The organism is Micromonospora sp. NPDC048947 (assembly GCF_040649495.1).
In the GTDB taxonomy this organism is placed as follows: domain Bacteria; phylum Actinomycetota; class Actinomycetes; order Mycobacteriales; family Micromonosporaceae; genus Micromonospora; species Micromonospora alfalfae.
Genome location: NZ_JBEZFO010000025.1, coordinates 44,476 through 63,982, shown reverse-complemented (window position 1 = coordinate 63,982; position 19,507 = coordinate 44,476). Strand labels below are relative to the sequence as shown.

Below are 19,507 nucleotides of genomic sequence, written 5' to 3'. Positions count from 1 at the left end.
TCAGACCCCGGGCGCCGCGCGTTCCGCCAGTGCCCGCAGGTGCCGTACCGCCTCTGCCGGGTCGGCGGCCCCGTACACGGCGGTGCCGGCCACGAACGCGTCGGCGCCCGCCGCTGCCGCCTGCTCGATGGTGTCGGCGGCGATACCGCCGTCCACCTCGATGCGCAGCTCCAGGTGCCCGGCCGACGCGTGCCGCCGGGCCGTCCGCACCTTCTCCAGCAGCTGCGGAATGAACCGCTGCCCACCGAAACCCGCCTTGATCGTCATGATCAGCAGGGTGTCGAAGCTGGGCAGCAGGTCCAGGTAGGGCTCGATCGGGGTGTCCCGGTCGATGGCCAGGCCCGCCTTCGCACCGGCCGAACGCAGGTCCTTGGCGAGCGCCACCGGGTCGTCGGACGCCTCCGCGTGGAAGGTGACGTTGTACGCCCCGGCGTCGGCGTACCCGGGGGCCCACCGGCGCGGGTCCTCGATCATCAGGTGCACGTCGAAGGGCATCGCCGTGACGGCCCGCAGGCTCTGCACCACGGGCAGCCCAATGGTCAGGTTCGGCACGAAATGGTTGTCCATCACGTCGACGTGCAACCATTCCGCGGCGTCCTCGACGGCACGGACCTCTTCGGCGAGTCGGGCAAAATCGGCGGCCAGGATGCTCGGCGCGACGATCGGCGGCGGTACGGTCACGGGGCCAGTGTACGAACGTGGCCACCCGCCACCCGCATCGCGGCACCTTTGGGGACGCCCTGTGACCCAGCAATGACCATTGGTGCAGAATTGGACGCTCCGGACCTCCGAATCCGGACGAACAGACATCAGCCACTGGCCGATCGACGGAAACGCGACGACACTCCAACCGGGACGGTGCCGTAGGCTGCACGCCCGCCGGGGTCTCGCCGCGGGGCGCGGCGACCGGCCGCCAGCTCCCGGGAGGGCGGACGATGCGACGGTGGCTTCCAGCGCTGGTGCTGGCCAGCGTCACGACGATGCTGCTGGCCGGCTGCACGCCGGCCCGAGGCGCGGACGGTGATCTCACCGACGACTGGCCGACGCTGCGGGTTCCGAAGCCGTTCACCCCCGCCACCGACACCTGCCTGCCGCGGATCGCCACTGTCGTGCAGGCCAGCACGTACGAGACGGTGGACTGCGCACGCAACCACCTGGCCGAGACCATCCACGTCGGCACCTTCGTCGGGCCCGACGCACTGACCGAGGCCCGACCGGAACCCGGATCTTCGGCGCTGCGCACGGCTCGCGCCGAGTGCGACCAGCGGGCCCGGCAGGTGCTCGGCGGCGACTGGCACACGGCCCGACTCGCGCTGTCCCTCGCGTTGCCGTCCACGGCCGCCTGGGCCGGCGGCGCCCGCTGGTTCCGCTGCGACATCAGCGAGACCGGCAGCATCGACAACACCCGCCCGGTGAACCGCACCGGCAGCCTGCGCGGCGCGTTGATCGGCGACACGCCGCTGACGCACCGCTGCTTCGACCCCAAGCTGATCGGCGACAACCTCAACTACATGGCGCCGGTGCTCTGCACCGAGCCGCACCGCGCCGAGTTCGTTGGCGTCTACGAGGAACGGGACATGAGCTGGGCGGAGTTCGCCAAGTCCGCCGAACAGGCCCACCAGCGCTGCATGGCGCTGATCGCCGAGTACGCCGCGGTGCCCAACAACAGCGAGCTGCCGTACCGGGCCGGGTCCATCTACTACCCGCCGTCGCAGCGGGAGTGGGAGGAGGGCGACCGTGGAGTGCGCTGTTTCCTGTGGAGCGACGACCGCAAACTCACCCGCTCGATGCGCGGCGCCGGTCCCGAGGGACTGCCCGCGATCTGAGCATCGTTGCCGTATGCTGCTGCGCCGTGGCGCTATCGACCGGCCGGGTCCGGTCGGGGGCCAGCAGCGGCGGGAGGTCGGGATGCGACGGTGGCTGGCGGCGTTCGCCGGGGGTGGGGCGCTGGCCCTGGCGCTGGCCGGGTGCGGCGCACCCGCCGGCATCGACAGTGACCTCATCGACGACTGGCCGGCGCCCGTCGCGGCGCAGCAGTTCGTCCCCGCTGCCGACGTCTGCCACCAGAGCTCCCAGCAGGTCGGCTTCCTGACCGGCTACAACCCGACGGCGTGCACCGAGGCGCACCGGGTGGAGACCATGCACGTCGGCACCCTCACCGGCCCGGGCGCCGAAGGCGGTACGCCCCCGCAGCCCGGCTCGGCCGGCATGCGGGCCGCGCAGACCGGGTGCGACACGGCTGTCAACAAGGCGGTGGGGGCCGACTGGCGTTCCGGGCGACTCGGCCTGACCGTCGTGCTGCCGTCGCCGCAGGCCTGGTCGGGCGGAGCCCGCTGGTACCGCTGCGACGTCACCGAGATCGCCAGCATCGACGACACGGCGGTCGACCTGCGCACCGGCACCCTCCGGGGCGCGCTGTCCGGAGCGGCCCCGCTGGCGTACCGCTGCTTCAATCCGAAGCTGGTGAAGGACGACATCGAGGAGATGGTGCCGGTCTCCTGCACCGCCAAGCACCACGCCGAGTTCGTCGGCGTCTGGCAGGCGCCGGACACCAGCTACGCCGAGTTCACCCGCAGCACCAAGCGGACCCACCGGGCCTGCCAGACGATGATCGCCAAGTACGCCAAGGTTCCGGACAACTCCCAGCTCGACTTCCGCGCCGGCACGATCTACTACCAGCCGTACGAGGAGGAGTGGCGCAACGGGAACCGGGGCGTGCAGTGCTTCCTCTGGATCTCCGACCGGAACCTGACCCGCTCGATGAAGAACGCCGGCACCAAGGGCCTCCCGGTCACCTAGGGCCTGTGTCAAAGCCCTCGGTCGAGCCGCGCGTGAGCGCACGGCGTCCGGCCGGTCGGCTGACCGGCCGGACGCATGGAACGGATCAGCCTCGGCGCAGGACGGCGAGGAACATCGCGTCGGTGCCGTGGCGGTGTGGCCAGAGCTGCACTGTCGGCCCGTCACCGAGACCGGGCATGCCGGCCGGCAGCAACGGGCGGGCGTCCACGAAGTCCACCGGAACCCCGCTACGGCGGGCCGCCTCGGTCACCGTCACGTGCGTCTCGACGGTGTGCGGCGAACAGGTGACATAGGCGACCAGGCCACCCGGGCGGACCGCCCGCAGCGCCGCGCCGAGCAGTTCCCGTTGCAGCCGGGTCAGCGGCGGCAGGTCGGACGGTTGGCGACGCCAGCGCGACTCCGGCCGACGACGCAGCGACCCCAGCCCGGTACACGGCGCGTCGACAAGCACCCTGTCGAAGTGCTGCTCCGGCAGTTTCGGGTCGCCGCCGACCTCACGGCCGTCCATGGTCAGCACGGCCACCGGCAGGTCCCGGGTCGCCAGGGAGACCAGCCGGGCGCGGTGCTCGGCCACCTCCACCGCTGTCACCCGGGCACCCCGCTGCGCGGCCAGCGCGCCGAGCAACCCGGCCTTGCCACCCGGGCCGGCGCACAGGTCCAGCCACCGTCCGTCCGGGCCGTCCAGCGGCGCGTCGGCGAGCGCGGTGGCCACCAACTGGGAGCCCTCGTCCTGGACGTGGGCCCGGCCGTCGACCACCGCCGGGATGTCGCCCGGCGACCCGCCGGGCAGATAGACGGCGTACGGCGAGAAGGCACCCGGCGCACCACCGACCTGGTCGGCTAGCTCGACCGGGTCGATCAGGCCGGGCCGGGCGCACAGGTGCACCGGCGGGCGCTCATTGTCCTCGATCAGGAGACGCTCCGTCTCACCCAGATCGCCGCCGAGCGCCTCGGAGAAGGCCCGCACGATCCACTGCGGGTGGCTGTACGCCAGCGCGAGGTGCCCGACCGGGTCGGTCTCCATCGGTGGAGCGAGCTTCGCCACCCAGGCGTCCGCGTCACGGGTGGACACCTCGCGCAGCACCGCGTTGGCGAAACCGGTGGCGCCCGGTGCTACCGAACGGACCAGGTCCACAGTCGAGGAGACAGCGGCGTGCGGCGGCACCCGGGTGTGCAGGAGTTGGTACGCCCCGAGCCGCAGCGCGTCGCGTACCGGCGGGTCGATCCGGGCCACGTCCCGGCCGGCAGCGTCGGTCAGGATCGCGTCCAACGTGCCCAGGTGGCGCAGGGTGCCGTAGGTCAGCTCGGTGGCGAAGGCCGCGTCCCGACCGAACAACCCCTCTTCCCGCAGGATGATGGGCAGCACCAGGTTGGCGAACGCGTCGTCGCGGTGCACCGCCGCCACCGCCTCGTACGCGGCGCGACGCGGCCGGTCCAGCGGTGGTCGGACCGGACGCCGGTCCCCGCCACGGCCGGTCGACGGGCCGGAGCGCGTCGGTCGGGTTCCCTCCGGTGCCGTCACGCGAAGTCCTCTCCAGTGCCGACCCGGACGCCGCGCGCCCAGTCGGTAGCGTCCATCGCCCGCTTGCCCGCGGCGCGGACCTCGCCGAGACGTACCGGCACTGTCGCCGTGCCGGCCAGCACCCGGGACTTCTCCACCAGCAACTCCCCCGGCTTCAGCTCGGGGCCGTCGGGCACCGGGACGACCGGGCCGAGTTTCACCCGCTCGTCGCGGAACGTGGTCCAGCCACCCGGCGCGGGCGTGCAGGCCCGGATCCGCCGGTCCACGGCGAAGGCCGGGTCGCTCCAGCGCACCCGCGCGTCATCCACTGTCAGCTTCGGCGCCAGCGACACCCCGTCGGCCGGCTGCGGCTCGGCGCGGGCAGTGCCGTCGGCGATCGCGTCGAGCACCGCCACCAGCAGCCCGGCGCCGGAATCGGCGAGCCGCCCCAGCAGGTCACCGGAGGTGTCGGTGGCGCGGATCTCGTCGGTCAGCGTGCCGTAGACCGGGCCGGTGTCCAGGCCCTCCTCCAACTGGAAGACGCTGGCCCCGGTCAGCTCGTCACCGTGCAGCACGGCGTGCTGCACGGGTGCGGCGCCACGCCACGCGGGCAGCAGGGAGAAGTGCAGGTTGATCCAGCCGTGCCGGGGGATCTCCAGGGCCGCCGGCGGCACCAGCGCGCCGTAGGCGACCACCGGCACGCAGTCCGGCTCCAACTCGCGCAGCCGGTCGAGGAACTCCGGCTCGCGGGGGCGGGCCGGTGTGAGCACCTCGACGCCGTGCTCGTCGGCCCACGCGCCGACCGGCGAGCGGGACAGGCCCCGCCCACGCCCGGCGGGCGCGTCGGGTCGGGTGACCACTGCCACCAGCTCGTGTCGCGAGGCGGCGACGGCGGCCAGGGCGGGAACGGCGACGGCCGGCGTACCGGCGAAGATCACGCGCATCCGGGTCAGCGCCCCAGACCGAAGGGGTCGCTGATGTGCGGGCTGAGCTTGACGGTGGGCGGGGCCGCCGCGTCGTACCACTCGGCCTGACGGATCGCCTTCATCGCTTCCTTGCGCCCCTCCGGGTCCAGTCGGTCCAGGAAGAGCACCCCGTCGAGGTGGTCGGTCTCGTGCTGCACGCAGCGCGCCATGAGGCCGGTGCCGACGATCTGCATCGGGTCACCGAACGAGCTGAAGCCCTTGGCGACGACGTTCTGCCGACGCTTGGTGTCGAAGTAGAGCCCGGGGATGGACAGGCAGCCCTCCGGGCCGTCCTGCTCCTCCTCGTCGGGGAACTCCAGCACCGGGTTGATCAGGTGCCCGAGGACGTCGTCGACGTCGAAGGTGAACACCCGTAGGCTCACACCGAGCTGCGGCGCGGCCAGGCCGGCGCCGTTCTGCTCACGCATCGTGTCGGTGAGGTCGGCGACGAGCCGACGTAGCTCGGCGTCGAAGTCGACCACCGGATCGGCCGGCGTGCGCAGCACCGGATCCCCAAACAGACGGATGGGCTGGACGGTCACGCGGGACGGCTCCTTCTTCGGGTGGACGAGCGGTGCCGTACCAGTCTACGGAGTGCCCGGCCGGACACCGGGCGGCGCACCTCGCTCAACCACCGCCGGTGTGCCCAGCGTCACCGGCGGGCTCCCCGGCCAACAGCTCCCGCACCCGCTCGGCGTCCGGGTGGCCGAGATCGTCGAGGATGACCAGTGCCCGCCGCCAGGTGCGCGCGGCGCCGGCCGCGTCCCCCACCGCCTGCCGGCTCTCGCCGAGCCGGGACAGGGTGTCCGCCTCGTCGTAGCGGTCGCTGACCCGCCGGTACAGCCCGAGGGCCCGCTGGAAACAGCGGATCGCGGCCCGGTGGTCGGCCAGTCGGGCGTGGATGAAGCCGAGGCTGTCCCAGGTGTTCGCCTCGCCGTGCCGGTCGCCCGTCGTCCGCAGCAGCGCCAACGCCTCCCGGCAGTGCCCGAGCGCCGGCTCGTACTGGCCGAGCTGGGCGTACGCCCACCCCACCGCGTTGCGGGCGCTGGCCTCCCCGGCGACGTGCCCGGCGGCCCGGTACAGCGCCAGCGCCCGCTCGCTCTGCTCCAGGGACTCGGCGTGCCGACCGAGCCCGTCGAGCATCGCGCCGAACGCCCGGTGGGTGCGCGCCTGCCCGGTGTGGTCAGCCAGCTCCGCGAAGATCACCAGGGCCTGCCGGTAGTTCCTCGCCGCCTCGTTCACCCGACCCAGCCGGGACAGCACCCGGGCGAGGTCGCGGTGGGCGTTCGCCTGCCCCTGTCGGTCGCCGGCCCGCTGCGCCCCGGCCAGGGCGTTGCGCTGGGCCACGGCCAGGTCCGGCCACCGCCCCCGGCGTTGCAGGAAGTCCACAAGTGTCCAGGCCAGCTGCCACGCATGGCAGTCGAACCCGACCCGTCTCGCGTGGGCGACCGCCGCCAGCAGCACCGGGTACTCGACGCTGAACCAGGCGAGCGCCTGATTGAGGTCGGCGATCTCCTCGGGCAGCACACCCGGCGCGGCGGCGGTGAGGGCGACCGGGTCCCGTCCCGGTTGCAGCAGCAGCGCCGCCGCGTGCGCGGTGTGCAGGTAGTGGTCCAGCCCACGCCGGATCGCGGCCCGCCGGGCCCCCTCCGGTTCGAGGCGTTCGACCTGCTCGGCCGCGTACGCCCGGAGCAGGTCGTGCGCGCCGAACCGGCCGGGGGCGTGCTCGGTGACGAGGTGCGCGTGGGCCAGCTCGGCCAGCAGTCGGGGCACCTGGGCCCGGGGCAGCCCGGCCAGACTGGCCGCCGCGGCGAACCCGATGTCCGGTCCGGGATGGCAGCCGAAGAGCCGGAACAGGCGGGCCGCCGCCGGGGTCAGGCTCCGGTACGACCAGGAGAAGACGGCCTGCACGTCGGTGCCGGCGTCCCCTCCGTCGAACGAGTCGAGTGGTCGCGGCGCCGCCCGCAGTTCGGCTGCGAGGGTGGCCAGCGGGAACGTCGGCTTCTCCGCGGCTCTCGCGGCGAGCACTGCCAGCGCCAGCGGCAGCCGCGCACACCGCTCGATGATCTCGTCCACCGCCTGCGGCTCGGCCGCCAACCGGTCCGTGCCGAGCCGCCGGGCCAACAGTTGCCAGGCCTCGGCGGCGCTGAGCAGGTCGACGCCGATCGGCCGGGCGCCTTCGGCGGCGATCAGCCCGGCGAGCCGGTTGCGGCTGGTTACCAGGACCAGGCAGGTCGGGCTGCCGACCAGCAGGGGTCGGATCTGGTCGGCGTCGCGGGCGTTGTCCAGCAGCACCAGCATCCGGCGGCCGGCGAGCAGGCTGCGGTAGAGGCCCACCTGCGCGGGCAGGTGGGTGGGGATGCGCTCGGGCGGCACCTCGAGTGCCTCCAGGAAACCGCGGACCGCCTCGACGGCCGTCACCACGGTTCCGGTGGCATCGAACCCGCGCAGGTCGACGTAGAGCTGGCCGTCCGGGAAGCGATCGGCGACCCGGTGCGCGAAGTTCACAGCGAGGGTCGTCTTGCCGACCCCGGCCGTACCGGACAACGTCATGACGGTGACCGACGCCACGCCGTCGTCCTCGGACCCCCCGGCGCGAGCGCATGCGTCGTCGAGCTGGGCGAGTTGGGCCGCACGCCCGACGAACCCGGGCAGCGCCGGGGGCAGTTGGCGGGGTGTCGGGAACCGGTGAAGCGTGGCGTCGGCGCCTGGGCCGCCGGCCCTGGCCCGCGCCGCCGCCCGCCGGGTGGTGGCCCGGTCGCGGTTCGGGCTGCGACGCCGCTCCTCGACCCGGTCCCGCGCGGTGGCCAGCACTCCCTGTTCGGCAGGGGTGGCCCCGAGCAGTCGGATGAGAGCGTCGAACCGTTCCGGCGGCGGCAGGATGTTGCCGGCGAAGTACTCCCCGATGATCCCGCGCGACCAGCCGGTCTTCGCGGCCAACTGCCGGTACGTCAGCAGGGTCTCGCCCTGCTGACGGGCTTCTCGGCGGCGTAGCTGGCGCAGCAGTCCGGCCAACTCGGGCAGTGTCTGCGCCTCGGTGCCGGCGCGGGCCAACTCGGGTGACCCATGTGACGTCTGATGAGTGCCGGAAGGTATCCACTGCTCAGACATGCGACCCCCACCCCGGTCATCCGGCCCCCCGGATGCGCACGGGCAGGGTAATTCCGGCCCCGCGCCGCTCGATAGATGGTTGCCAATGTATGACAGTTCCACTACGGACGGTTTCCCCGTCCGGCGGTGTCCAACGGTGTCCAGGCCCGTCCAGGATCCGCCCCGAGGCGTCGACACCAGTGCCACCGTCCTGGTGCGGGCCCGGCCCGCTCCACGACACCTGGGGGAAGAGGTACCCGATGATCCGTCCACAACCGACCACCCGACGCCCCGTGGCGCTGTTGCGTCGCGTCGCCATCACCGCGATCGGTCTCACGCTGCTCGCCGCGGGCGTGACCGCCACCCCGGCCGCCGCCGCACCGGGCGGCAAGGCCACCACCGCCGGATCCTTCGTCGACAGCACACCGGTGCCCGGCGGCTTCGCCTCCTGGTCGGAGTTGCTCAGGCTGCAGCAGCGCATGAACACCGCCGCCGAGCGGATCACGAAGGTGGCCGAGCGCAGCCCGAACTCCGGCTTCGCCGGCGTCGTCGCCGACCCCACCACCCGCCACCTCCAGGTCTACTGGAAGGGTGAGCCGCCGGCGAGCCTGGTGGCCACCGCCCGTTCCACCGTCGCCACCACGGTGCTGCCCGCCGCGTACTCGCAGCGGGAACTGCTCGCCGCAGCCGATCGGCTGCGGGCCAAGGCCGGAAACGAGATCACCACTGTCGGGCCACGCGCCGACGGTGCCGGCCTGCTCGTCGGCACGCAGGACGGGCTGCTCGGCGCGACGGCCATGGCCGGCGTGCCGGTGACCGTGGAGACCAGGGTCGCCGCCGCGCCCGCGACGCGGTGGGACGACAGCGCGCCGTGGTGGGGCGGTGCCGCCTGGCGCAACACCACCACCGGCGGTGGCTGCTCGACCGGCTTCGGGGTCTTCAAGAACGGGAACGCGCGGATCCTCTCCGCCGCGCACTGCGGCAACCTCAACAACGTCGCGACCGATCCGACCGGCCAGTCGATGGGCACCGTCAGCACCCGCAACGCCGGCACCGACACCCTGCTGTTGTCGGCCGGCGCCGGCGGCCGGGTCTTCAACAACAGCACCGCCGCGAACGGCGACGTGGTCAGTGAGTTCAGCAACCAGGTGATCGGCGCGTCGGCCAGCCAGGTCGGCAACTGGGTGTGCACCTCGGGCGCGTACTCCGGCACCCGCTGCTCGATCCAGGTGAAGGCCCGCAACCTCTGCATCAACGTGCGCGACTTCGGTCAGGTCTGCGGCCAGGTCCAGGCGGAGAACACCACCGGCGCCAACGCCGTCGGTCAGGGCGACAGCGGTGGCCCGGTGGAGATCGTGAACGCGGCGAACACGCTCCAGGTCTGGGCGACCGGCACCACCACCGCCATCGACGACACCTTCACGTCGACGACCTGTACCGGCTACGTGAAGACCGGTCGGGTCTGCGCCTGGCGGTTCTACTACGAGGACATCTTCTCCGGCATGGCCGGCGTCGGCGCCACGGGCGTCGTCCTCGGCTGAGACGTCGCGGCGACCGCCGTACGACTCGGTGGCCGGGCCGGCGCGCGTACCCCGCGCGTCGGCCCGGTCTCGCGCCGGGTCAGACGCTGGCGCCGGGGTCGCCCGCGAGCACCGCGTCGCCACGGAGCAGCGCGGGCTCGGGCAGCGGCAGTTGGATCTTGTGAGCCGACTCCCAGTCGTAGATCAGGCCGGGGCGCACCTGCGCGGCGAAGTAGTCGATCGCGGTCATCCCACCCACCACCGGCTCGTCGACCTCGGCGACCAACTGGGCGGGGACCATGGAGAACCCGTTCTGCAGCGCGGCGCTGAGGCGGCGGTGACCGTCGACCACGAAGAAGTACTCACCGGTGAACCCGATCTTCAACGGTTCGAGGGCCTCGTCGCCCGCCTCGGCCACCCCACCGACGAAGTCGGTGTCCCACAGACCCCGCAGGGTGGCGATGTCCTCGGTCGGGTAGACCCGGGCCGGGTCCAGCAGCAGCAGCGGCGGCCCGTCGCGCAGCACCTCGGCACCGAGCGTGCCCTCGTACGCGGCGACGATGTGCTCGATCACCTCGGTGGCGGTGGCCCGGGTGGTGTCACAGATCAGGTCGTAGTTGCGCAGGCGGGCCTTGTCCACCCCGTAACGGATGATGAACCGGCTGCGCTCGCTCGCGCTGCGCTCCCGGAGCTTGGCCTTGGCCTCGTCCAGGGAGGCGTAGCTCTCGGCCGGGCCGGACGGTCGGGCGAGCACCCGGCGGGCCGCCTCGCCCGGCTCGGTGATCATGTGCACCTTGAGCGCGTCGGTGAAGAAGTGCCAGGCCAGCCGGGAGTCCATGACGAGGCGCTCACCGGAGGCGGCGATGTCCCGCTGGAGCTGGTCGACATAGCCGTCGACGGCCTGGTCGAGCTCGGCGTGCAGATTGAGTTGCAGGGCGGTCATCTGCCGCTGCTGCGCCATCTCCCGGTAGAGGTCCCCCACGCTGACCCGGCGCATGCCGAGCCGCTTGGCGATCTCGACCGACACGGTGCTCTTGCCGCTGCCGAGGTCGCCGTTGAAGACGATCGATTGTCCAACGGTCACGACTGGTCCACCCCTGATCACCGGCTCACTGACATCATCGACCTCGCGCCCGACCGACGCGTTCCCGCCATCGTCGCGCCATCCCGCGACGGCTCCAGCTTGGCGCGGCTGACGCCCCCTCGCGACCTGGAGCCCGTCGTACGCCTTGGCATGACGGGCGATGCTACCACTCGGACGCCATCGCCCTGCCGGACGCGGTGTGCGAGGGCCGCCGGCAGCGAGCGAGGTCCGCGACCGCCGGCACCGGCCGAAACGCCTCAGAACAGGCTCAGCGGATCGACCTGGAGACGAACCGGATCGGCGGCCTTGCGGGCGGCCCGGACGCCAGCGGCCGAGTGCAACGCCTCGGCGAGCGCTGCGGCCCGGGCCCGGGGCACCCGGACCAACATCCGCTCCCGGCCCTCCTCGGCCGGGACCGGCCCGAGCACCTCGGCGTCGTCCGGCAGCCGGGCCGCCGCCAGCAGGTCCGCCACCGCCTCGGCCGCTCCGGTGACGCTCGCCATCCGCACGGCCGGCGGGAAGCCCAGCTCGCGACGCTCGGCCAGCTCCCGACCGGCGAACCAGGCGGCGTCCCAGCGCAGCAGCGCCTGCACGGGGGCGAGCGCGCCGTCGGCGACCACCACCACCCGACCGACCGGCGCAGGGCGGGCCAGGGCCGCCGCCGCCAGCCAGCGGCGCAGCGCCTCCTCGCCGGCGCGCAGGTCGGCCCGGGTCAGCAGGGCCCACGAGTCGAGCAGCAGCACCGCGCCATAGCCGCCCTCGGCGACCGGCTCGGCGCCCGGGGTGGCCACCACGAGGGCCGCGCCACCCGGCACGTCGGTCAGCACCTCCTCCCGCCCGGAGGTGCGCACCGGGACATCGGGGAACGCCCGACCCAGCTCCTCGGCGGTCCGCCGGGCGCCGGTCACCGCTGCCCGCAGCCGCCGTCCACCGCACTCCGGGCAGGCGTACGCGGCCGCCACCCTGGCGCACCACCGGCAGGCCGGCGTGCCGCCGGCCGAGGGCAGCGCGAGCGGGCCGGCGCAGTGCGCGCAGCGGGCCGGAGTGCGGCACTCGGCGCAGGAGATCGACGGGAGGTAGCCGCGGCGGGGCACCTGCACCAGCACCGGCAGGTCCTGGCGGAGCGCGTCGCGGGCAGCCGTCCAGGCCAGGCTGGGCAGCCGGGCGGTAGCGGCCCCCGGGTCGCGGGCCAGTTGCGGGTCGTCCCCGGTCGGCGCGATGGCCGGGATCCGCGCCCGCACGGTGGCCCGGTCGGCGACCACCTCCGGGGCCCAGCCCGTCTCCACCAGCAGCTGCGCCTCGGCCGTCCGGGCGTACCCGCCGACCAGCGCGCCGGCCTCGGCGAGGTGGGCGCGGGTGAGCAGCACGTCGCGGGCGTGCGGGTAGGGCGCCCGGGGCTCGGAGTGCAGGTCGTCACCGTCGTCCCAGACGGCGACGAGGCCGAGCCGGGCCACCGGGGCGAACATCGCCGCCCGGGTGCCGATCACCACCGGCACCCGGCCACGGCGAGCGGCGAGGAACGCCCGGTAGCGCCGGGCCGGGCCGAGCGCGGCGGAGAGGGTGACGTGCCGCCCCGGGCCGAGGACGCCGGTGAGCGCCGCGTCGAGGCGGTCGAGGTCACGCGCGTCGGGCACCACGACCACCGCGCCGCGCCCACCGGCGACGGTGGCCGCCACCGCGTCGGCGTAACGGGCCGCCCAGTCCTCACCGGGCAGCGCCGACCAGACCGCGCGGGGCGCACGGCCGTCGGCGAGCGCCCGCAGCAGGGCCGGGCCGGCCGGGTAGTCGCGCCACCCGCGTGGGTCGAAGGCCCCGGTGGGGGCCGTCGGGGTGGGTGGCTCGTCGTGAGGCTCCTTCTCCACCCGCGCGTGCCGGGGTGGCACGGCGAGCCGTAGCACGTCGGCGAGGCTGCCCGCGTACCGGTCGGCGACCGCCCGGGCCAACCGGGCGACCTCGGGGGCCAGCACCGGCTCCGGGGAGACCACCTTCTCCAGGTACGCGAGGCGGCCGGTGTGCCCGGAGTCATCGGCGCGTGACAGCAACCACCCGTCGACGAGTTGCCCGGCGAAGCGCACCTTCACCCGGGTACCGGGCACCGCCACCTCGTCCAGCTCCGCCGGCACCAGGTAGTCGAACGGCCGGTCCAGGTGCGCCAGTCCGACATCCACGCAGACGCGTGCGACCGGCGACCCATCAGCGGGTCGCCGGTCGCTGCGCTTGGTGGCGGTCAGGCTCCCGCGGCCGACTTGAGGTCGGCGGCCCGGTCGGTGCTCTCCCAGGTCAGGTCCGGCAGCTCCCGGCCGAAGTGGCCGTACGCGGCGGTCTGCTGGTAGATCGGGCGGAGCAGGTTGAGGTCCCGGATGATCGCGGCCGGACGCAGGTCGAACACCTCGGTGACGGCCTTCTCGATCGAGGCGACGGGCACCGTCTCGGTGCCGAACGTCTCGATGAAGAGGCTCACCGGGTGCGCCTTGCCGATGGCGTAGGCGACCTGCGCCTCGCACCGCTCGGCCAGGCCGGCGGCGACCACGTTCTTGGCCACCCAGCGCATCGCGTACGCGGCCGAGCGGTCCACCTTCGACGGGTCCTTGCCGGAGAACGCGCCGCCACCGTGGCGGGCGTACCCACCGTAGGTGTCGACGATGATCTTGCGGCCGGTCAGCCCGGCGTCGCCCATCGGACCGCCGATCTCGAACCGGCCGGTCGGGTTGACCAGCAGCCGGTAACCGTCGGTGTCCAGGCCGAGGCTCTCCAGCTCAGGGGCGATCACGTGGTCGCGCACGTCCGGGGTGAGCAGGGAGTCCAGCGAGATGTCGGCGGCGTGCTGGCTGGACACCACAACGGTGTTCAGCCGGACCGGGCGCAGCCCCTCGTACTCGATGGTGACCTGGGTCTTGCCGTCCGGCCGCAGGTACGGGATCGTGCCGTCCTTGCGCACCGCCGAGAGGCGGCGGGCCAACCGGTGCGCGAGCGCGATCGGCAGCGGCATCAGCTCGGGCGTCTCCGAGCAGGCGAAGCCGAACATCATGCCCTGGTCGCCGGCGCCCTGCGCGTCCAGCGCGCTCTCCGACGCACCGGTGCGCAGCTCGAAGGCGTTGTCCACACCCTGCGCGATGTCCTCGGACTGGGCGCCGATGGAGACGCTGACCCCACAGGAGGCGCCGTCGAAGCCCTTCTTCGACGAGTCGTAACCGATGTCGAGGATGGTCCGGCGGACGATCGTCGGGATGTCGGCGTACGCCTTGGTGGTCACCTCACCGGCGATGTGCACCTGACCGGTGGTGATCATGGTCTCCACTGCCACGCGGCTGTGGGGGTCCTCGGTCAGCAACGCGTCGAGGATGCCATCGCTGATCTGGTCAGCGATCTTGTCCGGGTGGCCTTCCGTGACCGATTCGGACGTGAAGAGACGGCGTGTCACGGCACTCCTAAGCGTGTGAGGTCGTTCCGCGGCAGTCTAATCACCACTGCGGCCGGTGTCGGGATCGGTCGCGCCCTGTTCCACCCGTCAGGAGCGGCCAGGCAGCCGCGCCACGACGAGGTCCCACACGGCGTCGGCCACAGCTTCCTTGGCCTGCTCGGGCAGCCGGCTGACCGAGCCGTCCGCGCCGATCACCGTCACCGTGTTGGTGTCGGCACCGAAGACCAGATCCGGACCGACCTCGTTGACCACGATCAGGTCGGCCCGCTTCCGGGCGAGTTTCGCCCGGCCGTTGGCCTCGGCGTCGCCGGTCTCGGCGGCGAACACCACCAGCACCTGCCCTGGTCGTTTGCGCTGGCCGAGCTCCGCCGCGATGTCCGGGTTCGTGACGAGTTCGATGGTGGGTGCGACACCGTCGTCCGACTTCTTGATTTTGCCAGTCGCGTACGTCGCGGGCCGGAAATCGGCCGGAGCCGCCGCCATCACCACCGCGTCGGCCTCGACGGCGGCCTTGACTGTCGCCTCCCGCAACTCGGCGGTGGTGCCCACCCGGATCAGGTCGACACCGGCCGGGTCGGCGAGGCCGACGTTGGCCGAGATCAGTGTGACCCGGGCACCCCGGGCGACCGCCGCGCGGGCGAACGCGTACCCCTGCTTGCCGGACGAGCGGTTGCCCAAGAAACGCACCGGGTCGAGGGGCTCGCGGGTGCCGCCGGCGGTGACGACCACCCGGCGACCGGCCAGGTCGGCGGGGGCGGAGTCACCGCGGGCCAGGAGCCGGCCGGCGACGGCGAAGATCTCCGCCGGGTCGGGGAGCCGCCCCTTGCCGGTGTCGGCACCGGTGAGCCGGCCGACAGCGGGCTCGATGACCCGCACTCCCCTGGAGCGCAACGTGGCGACGTTGGCGACCGTGGCGGGGTGCTCCCACATCTCGGTGTGCATGGCCGGGGCCAGCAGGACCGGGCAGCGGGCGGTCAGCAGGGTGTTGGTCAGCAGGTCGTCGGCGAGGCCGTGGGCGGCCTTGGCGAGCAGGTCGGTGGTGGTCGGCGCGACCACCACCAGGTCGGCCTGCTTACCGAGCCGGACGTGCGGCACCTCGTGGACGTCGGTCCAGACGTCGTCGGCGACCGGTTGACCGGAGAGCGCGGCCCAGGTCGGCGCTCCAACGAAGCGGAGCGCCGACGCGGTTGGCACGACCCGAACCCGGTGACCCGATTCGGTGAAGAGTCGCAGCAGCTCGCACGCCTTGTAGGCGGCGATGCCGCCACCGACCCCGAGGACGATCGAGGCGGACATCGGCCAGCGGGGGCTTACGGCTGGTCGGTCGGCTCGGCGGTGAGCAGGCCCGAGTTGATCTCGCGCATGGCGATGGAGAGGGGCTTCTCCTGCGGGGTGGTCTCGACGAGCGGGCCGACGTACTCCAGCAGACCCTCACCGAGCTGGCTGTAGTAGGCGTTGACCTGGCGCGCGCGCTTGGCGGCGAAGATGACCAGCGCGTACTTCGACGTCGTCTTCTCGAGGAGCTCGTCGATCGGCGGGTTGGTGATGCCTTCGGGGTTGGCGATGGATCCCACGAATTAACCTCTGCGTCTTTCGAGCCGCGCGGACGCGGTGCTGAGTCTCAACGGCGGCCGACCGTCAGCCACGCACGCGCGACCAGGCCGGATCCGGATAAGAAGAACCGAGTAAGCCTACCAGCTCCTCGACCACCCGTTCGGTGTGGTCGTGGGTCAGCGCGTGCTCGACGGTGGCGGCCACCGTGGCGTCTGGCGCGTACCCGGGTGGGCTCAGCAACACCAGCCGGGCATCGGGCAGGCGCGCCCGGACCAGTGGGACGCCGCGCAGGTCGAGCGGGAGCAGAACCTGCTGCCCGGCGTCGAGCCGGGCGCGTAGCGGCGGGTACGGGGTGCCCCGGCGGTGCGAACCGATCCGGGACCACTCCAGCAGCTCGCCGTCGACGATCCGCCGATCGAACTCGGCGGGGGCGAGGAAGACGCGGTCCACCCCGTCGATCTCCGACTCCCGGCGCGGCCTGGTGGTTGCCGCGACCGGGATCCACACGGACGGAGAACGCGCCCGGACGAGCTCGACGACACTCTCCCTGCCGGAACCCGAAGGTCCAGCCAGGACAGTGAGCCGAGCCGCCGGGCGCGCCTCGTCATCCGTGCTCACTGCTTGTTTCTACACGCTGCCAGGTTCAGTTGGCGGCGAACTCTCCAAGCAGTGCCTTGCGCTGCTGCTCGCCGAGGCCACGCAGGCGACGGCTGTCGGCGATCTTGAGCTTCTCCATGATCTGGGTAGCCCGGATCTTGCCGATGCCCGGCATGGCCTGCAGGACGGCCGACACCTTGAGCTTGCCAACGACGTCGTCGCTCTCGGCCCGCTCGAGGACGGCACCGAGGGTGGTCTTGCCCTGCTTGAGCTGCTCCTTCAGCTGAGCACGGGCCTTGCGGATCTCCGCGGCCTTCTCGAGCGCGGCAGCGCGTTGTTCGGGGGTCAGTGACGGGAGCGGCACCAGTTCTCCTCAGGTCCCTATCGCGGCGGGCGGGGCGCACCGCCGCATCTGTGAAACGTGGTGTCGCTGTGAACCAAGGGGTCCATGGTTCCCAGCGCGGGGAAAACTAGCGGCCAACGGAGCTTTCGGCAACGTGGGGGCCGCATGATCACCGTAGAGTGACCGACCCGTCAGTCAGTCACCGGGCAGGCAGAACGGCCCGGCAGTCGACCAACACGCGGTCCGCGGCGGCCCGCAGCGCGGTCACATCGGGGCCTGCCGAGAGCACCTCCCGGGAGTACGACGGGAGCACCGAGGCGAGGCTCGAACCGAAGACGGTACGCAGATCGGCTGCACCGGCACCCTGTGCGCCGAGCCCCGGAGAGAGCAGTGGGCCGCCCACACCGGAGAGGTCGTGACCGGTGTCACCGATGGTCGCGCCGACCACCAGACCGAAGCTCCCGAGCGGGGATGCACCCCTGTTGAGCTGCGAAATCTCGTCGATCACGGTTTGCGCCACGGTGCGGCCATCGGCCGTGACGGCCCGCTGCACGGCGGCGCCCTCGGGGTTGGAGGTGAGGGCCAACACGAACACGCCGCCGCCGTGCTCGGCGGCCAGCTCGAACATCGGCGCCAGCGAACCGACCCCGAGGTACGGGCTCGCGGTGACCGCGTCGACATACACGGGGCTGGATGGATCAAGGTACGCCGAGGCGTACGCGCTCACCGTCGAGCCGATGTCGCCGCGCTTGACGTCGAGCAGAACGAGCGAGCCGGCATCTCGTAACTGTCGGATAGTTGACTCAAGAATCGCCACACCTCGGGATCCGAATCGCTCGAAAAAGGCCGACTGAGGCTTGACCACCGCAACCCGGTCACCGAGCGCTTCGACGACGGTTCGGCTGAACCGGTCGAGCCCGTGCAGGTCGTCCGGAAGGCCCCACTGGGCCAGCAGACCGGGATGCGGGTCGATGCCCACACAGAGTGGGCCCCGCTCGGTGATCGCCCGGTGCAGCCGGGTACCGAAGCTCTCCATGGGAGTGTTCCCCTCTCCTCGTCCGGACGGCTGCCCCGCCCGGGTAACCGTCGACCCGGCGACCGGGTCGACTCAGCTGGCCGCCACCGCCGCCGCCACCCCGGTCGCGATCCGGGCCAGGTCGACGTCGTCGGTGACGTACGGCGGCATCGTGTAGATCAGGTCGCGGAACGGACGCAGCCAGACCCCCTGGGCGACCGCGGCCTCGGTCGCCGCGCCAAGGTCGACCTCGTGATCGAGCTGGACCACGCCGATCGCGCCGAGGACCCGTACGTCGGCCACGCCCGGCATGCCGCGCAGGGGCTCCAGTCCGGCGCGCAGACCGGCGCCGACCCTGGCGACCTGGCCGGCCCAGTCTCCGGCCCGCAGCAGCCCGATGGAGGCGTTCGCCACCGCGCAGGCCAACGGGTTGCCCATGAACGTGGGCCCGTGCGCCAGCACACCGGCCGCCGAGATGCCCCGGGCCACCTCCGCGGTGCACACTGTCGCCGCGAGGGTCAGGTACCCGCCGGTCAGCGCCTTGCCCACACAGAGCACGTCCGGCGTGACCCCGGCGTGCTCGGCGGCGAACATCTCGCCGGTACGGCCGAACCCGGTGGCGATCTCGTCGAAGATCAGCAGAATCCCGTGCGCGCGGGTCACCTCGCGCAGCACCCGTAGGTAACCCGGGTGGTGGAAGCGCATCCCGCCGGCACCCTGGACGACGGGCTCGACGATCACGGCGGCCACCTCGTCGGCGTGCCGCTCGACCGCCTCGACCAGCGCCGCCACGTACGCGTCGTCGGGCGGATCGGTGAAGCCGCCCGGCGGCACCGGGGCGAACACCTGCCGGGGCAGCACGTCGCCCCACAGGTGGTGCATCCCGCCCTCCGGGTCGCAGACGCTCATCGGATGGAAGGTGTCGCCGTGGTAGCCACCCCGCCAGGTAGCCAGCCGGCGCCGCTGGGGCCGCCCGACGGCCCGCTGGTACTGCAGGCACATCTTCACCGCCACCTCGACGCTGACCGAGCCGGAGTCGGCCAGGAACACGTGCTCCAGGCCGTCCGGGGTCAGCTCGACCAGGGTTCGGGCCAGCCGCACCGCCGGCTCGTGGGTGAGCCCGCCGAACATCACGTGGCTCATCCGGCCGAGCTGGTCGGTCACCGCCGCGTCCAGCACCGGGTGCCGGTACCCGTGGATCGCCGCCCACCAGGACGACATGCCGTCCACCAGCTCACGCCCGTCGGCCAGGGTGAGCCGTACCCCCTCGGCGCTCTGCACCACGTAGGGCGGGTTGGCCGGCGGCAGCGCGGCGTACGGGTGCCAGACGTGCGCCCGGTCGGCGGCCAGGATCTCCTCGGGTGTCACGCGTACTCCATTCCAGGCACGAACGGTCCGGACCGTGGCCATCCGGCGGCCCGGTCGAATGGCTTCTTCGCCGGCCTTTGCTCTGCACCTGTGGGTGCGCCACCCGGCGTCCCGACCGGGACGTCCGAACCCGGGCGTGGGACCCGGCGTCCGAACCTGGGCGTCCGAACCCCCGGGCGTGGTACCCGGGCGTCTGACCCCGAGCGTCCGACCCAGGGCGTCCGACCCAGGGCGTCCGCCCCCGGGCACC

General features: G+C 72.9%; 17 protein-coding genes. 3 read left to right on the top strand and 14 right to left on the bottom strand.

From position 1 onward, the window contains the following. The gene (gene rpe / locus AB0B98_RS29015) at positions 1 to 681 is read right to left on the bottom strand and encodes a ribulose-phosphate 3-epimerase (protein WP_357366693.1); all 681 of its coding nucleotides are present in this window, start codon (positions 679 to 681) and stop codon (positions 1 to 3) included. 254 nt (positions 682 to 935) lie between these two features. Here rpe and AB0B98_RS29010 point away from each other — a divergent pair, with 254 nt between their 5' ends. Next, complete coding sequence (locus AB0B98_RS29010) at positions 936 to 1,826, top strand: septum formation family protein (protein WP_238671590.1); 891 nt, start codon at positions 936 to 938, stop codon at positions 1,824 to 1,826. Between the two features lie 82 nt (positions 1,827 to 1,908). Next, positions 1,909 to 2,799, top strand: a complete 891-nt coding sequence (locus AB0B98_RS29005) for a septum formation family protein (protein WP_357366746.1) — start codon at positions 1,909 to 1,911, stop codon at positions 2,797 to 2,799. A gap of 85 nt (positions 2,800 to 2,884) precedes the next feature. Here the strand turns inward: AB0B98_RS29005 and AB0B98_RS29000 are convergent, their stop codons facing one another. The 4 genes from AB0B98_RS29000 to AB0B98_RS28985 form a co-directional block, all read right to left on the bottom strand. Continuing rightward, complete coding sequence (locus AB0B98_RS29000) at positions 2,885 to 4,321, bottom strand: transcription antitermination factor NusB (RefSeq protein WP_238671591.1); 1,437 nt, start codon at positions 4,319 to 4,321, stop codon at positions 2,885 to 2,887. Continuing rightward, complete coding sequence (gene fmt / locus AB0B98_RS28995; protein WP_238671592.1) at positions 4,318 to 5,244, bottom strand: methionyl-tRNA formyltransferase; 927 nt, start codon at positions 5,242 to 5,244, stop codon at positions 4,318 to 4,320. Before fmt ends, AB0B98_RS29000 begins: the two co-directional genes overlap by 4 nt. Before the next feature lie 5 nt (positions 5,245 to 5,249). Beyond that, positions 5,250 to 5,807: a peptide deformylase gene (def, locus tag AB0B98_RS28990; RefSeq protein ID WP_091401921.1), complete on the bottom strand. Its 558-nt coding sequence runs from the start codon at positions 5,805 to 5,807 to the stop codon at positions 5,250 to 5,252. Between the two features lie 85 nt (positions 5,808 to 5,892). Next, complete coding sequence (locus AB0B98_RS28985; RefSeq protein WP_357366691.1) at positions 5,893 to 8,376, bottom strand: tetratricopeptide repeat protein; 2,484 nt, start codon at positions 8,374 to 8,376, stop codon at positions 5,893 to 5,895. A 239-nt stretch (positions 8,377 to 8,615) separates the two neighbouring features. Between AB0B98_RS28985 and AB0B98_RS28980 the strand changes: the two genes are divergently transcribed. Beyond that, entirely contained in the window at positions 8,616 to 9,896 is a 1,281-nt protein-coding gene (locus tag AB0B98_RS28980; RefSeq protein ID WP_357366689.1) for a hypothetical protein, read from the top strand. Between the two features lie 79 nt (positions 9,897 to 9,975). Here the strand turns inward: AB0B98_RS28980 and AB0B98_RS28975 are convergent, their stop codons facing one another. The 9 genes from AB0B98_RS28975 to AB0B98_RS28935 form a co-directional block, all read right to left on the bottom strand. After that, positions 9,976 to 10,959 (bottom strand): AAA family ATPase, encoded by a 984-nt coding sequence (locus tag AB0B98_RS28975; RefSeq protein WP_357366687.1) that lies wholly within the window; start codon positions 10,957 to 10,959, stop codon positions 9,976 to 9,978. A 257-nt stretch (positions 10,960 to 11,216) separates the two neighbouring features. Further along, positions 11,217 to 13,127, bottom strand: coding sequence for a primosomal protein N' (locus AB0B98_RS28970; protein WP_357366685.1), 1,911 nt, complete (start codon positions 13,125 to 13,127; stop codon positions 11,217 to 11,219). 59 nt (positions 13,128 to 13,186) lie between these two features. Next, on the bottom strand, positions 13,187 to 14,380 hold the full coding sequence (gene metK, locus AB0B98_RS28965; RefSeq protein WP_357366683.1) for a methionine adenosyltransferase: 1,194 nt from the start codon (positions 14,378 to 14,380) through the stop codon (positions 13,187 to 13,189). Between the two features lie 87 nt (positions 14,381 to 14,467). Then, on the bottom strand, positions 14,468 to 15,676 hold the full coding sequence (gene coaBC, locus AB0B98_RS28960; RefSeq protein ID WP_238671597.1) for a bifunctional phosphopantothenoylcysteine decarboxylase/phosphopantothenate--cysteine ligase CoaBC: 1,209 nt from the start codon (positions 15,674 to 15,676) through the stop codon (positions 14,468 to 14,470). 14 nt (positions 15,677 to 15,690) lie between these two features. Next, on the bottom strand, positions 15,691 to 15,954 hold the full coding sequence (gene rpoZ / locus AB0B98_RS28955; RefSeq protein WP_030335666.1) for a DNA-directed RNA polymerase subunit omega: 264 nt from the start codon (positions 15,952 to 15,954) through the stop codon (positions 15,691 to 15,693). A gap of 64 nt (positions 15,955 to 16,018) precedes the next feature. Beyond that, positions 16,019 to 16,552 (bottom strand): guanylate kinase, encoded by a 534-nt coding sequence (locus AB0B98_RS28950; RefSeq protein WP_238671598.1) that lies wholly within the window; start codon positions 16,550 to 16,552, stop codon positions 16,019 to 16,021. A gap of 25 nt (positions 16,553 to 16,577) precedes the next feature. Further along, complete coding sequence (gene mihF, locus AB0B98_RS28945) at positions 16,578 to 16,895, bottom strand: integration host factor, actinobacterial type (protein ID WP_030335662.1); 318 nt, start codon at positions 16,893 to 16,895, stop codon at positions 16,578 to 16,580. Positions 16,896 to 17,073: 178 nt separating this feature from the next. Further along, positions 17,074 to 17,910 (bottom strand): orotidine-5'-phosphate decarboxylase, encoded by an 837-nt coding sequence (pyrF, locus tag AB0B98_RS28940; protein WP_357366681.1) that lies wholly within the window; start codon positions 17,908 to 17,910, stop codon positions 17,074 to 17,076. Positions 17,911 to 17,982: 72 nt separating this feature from the next. Next, the gene (locus tag AB0B98_RS28935) at positions 17,983 to 19,257 is read right to left on the bottom strand and encodes an adenosylmethionine--8-amino-7-oxononanoate transaminase (protein WP_357366679.1); all 1,275 of its coding nucleotides are present in this window, start codon (positions 19,255 to 19,257) and stop codon (positions 17,983 to 17,985) included. Positions 19,258 to 19,507: the final 250 nt, after the last annotated feature.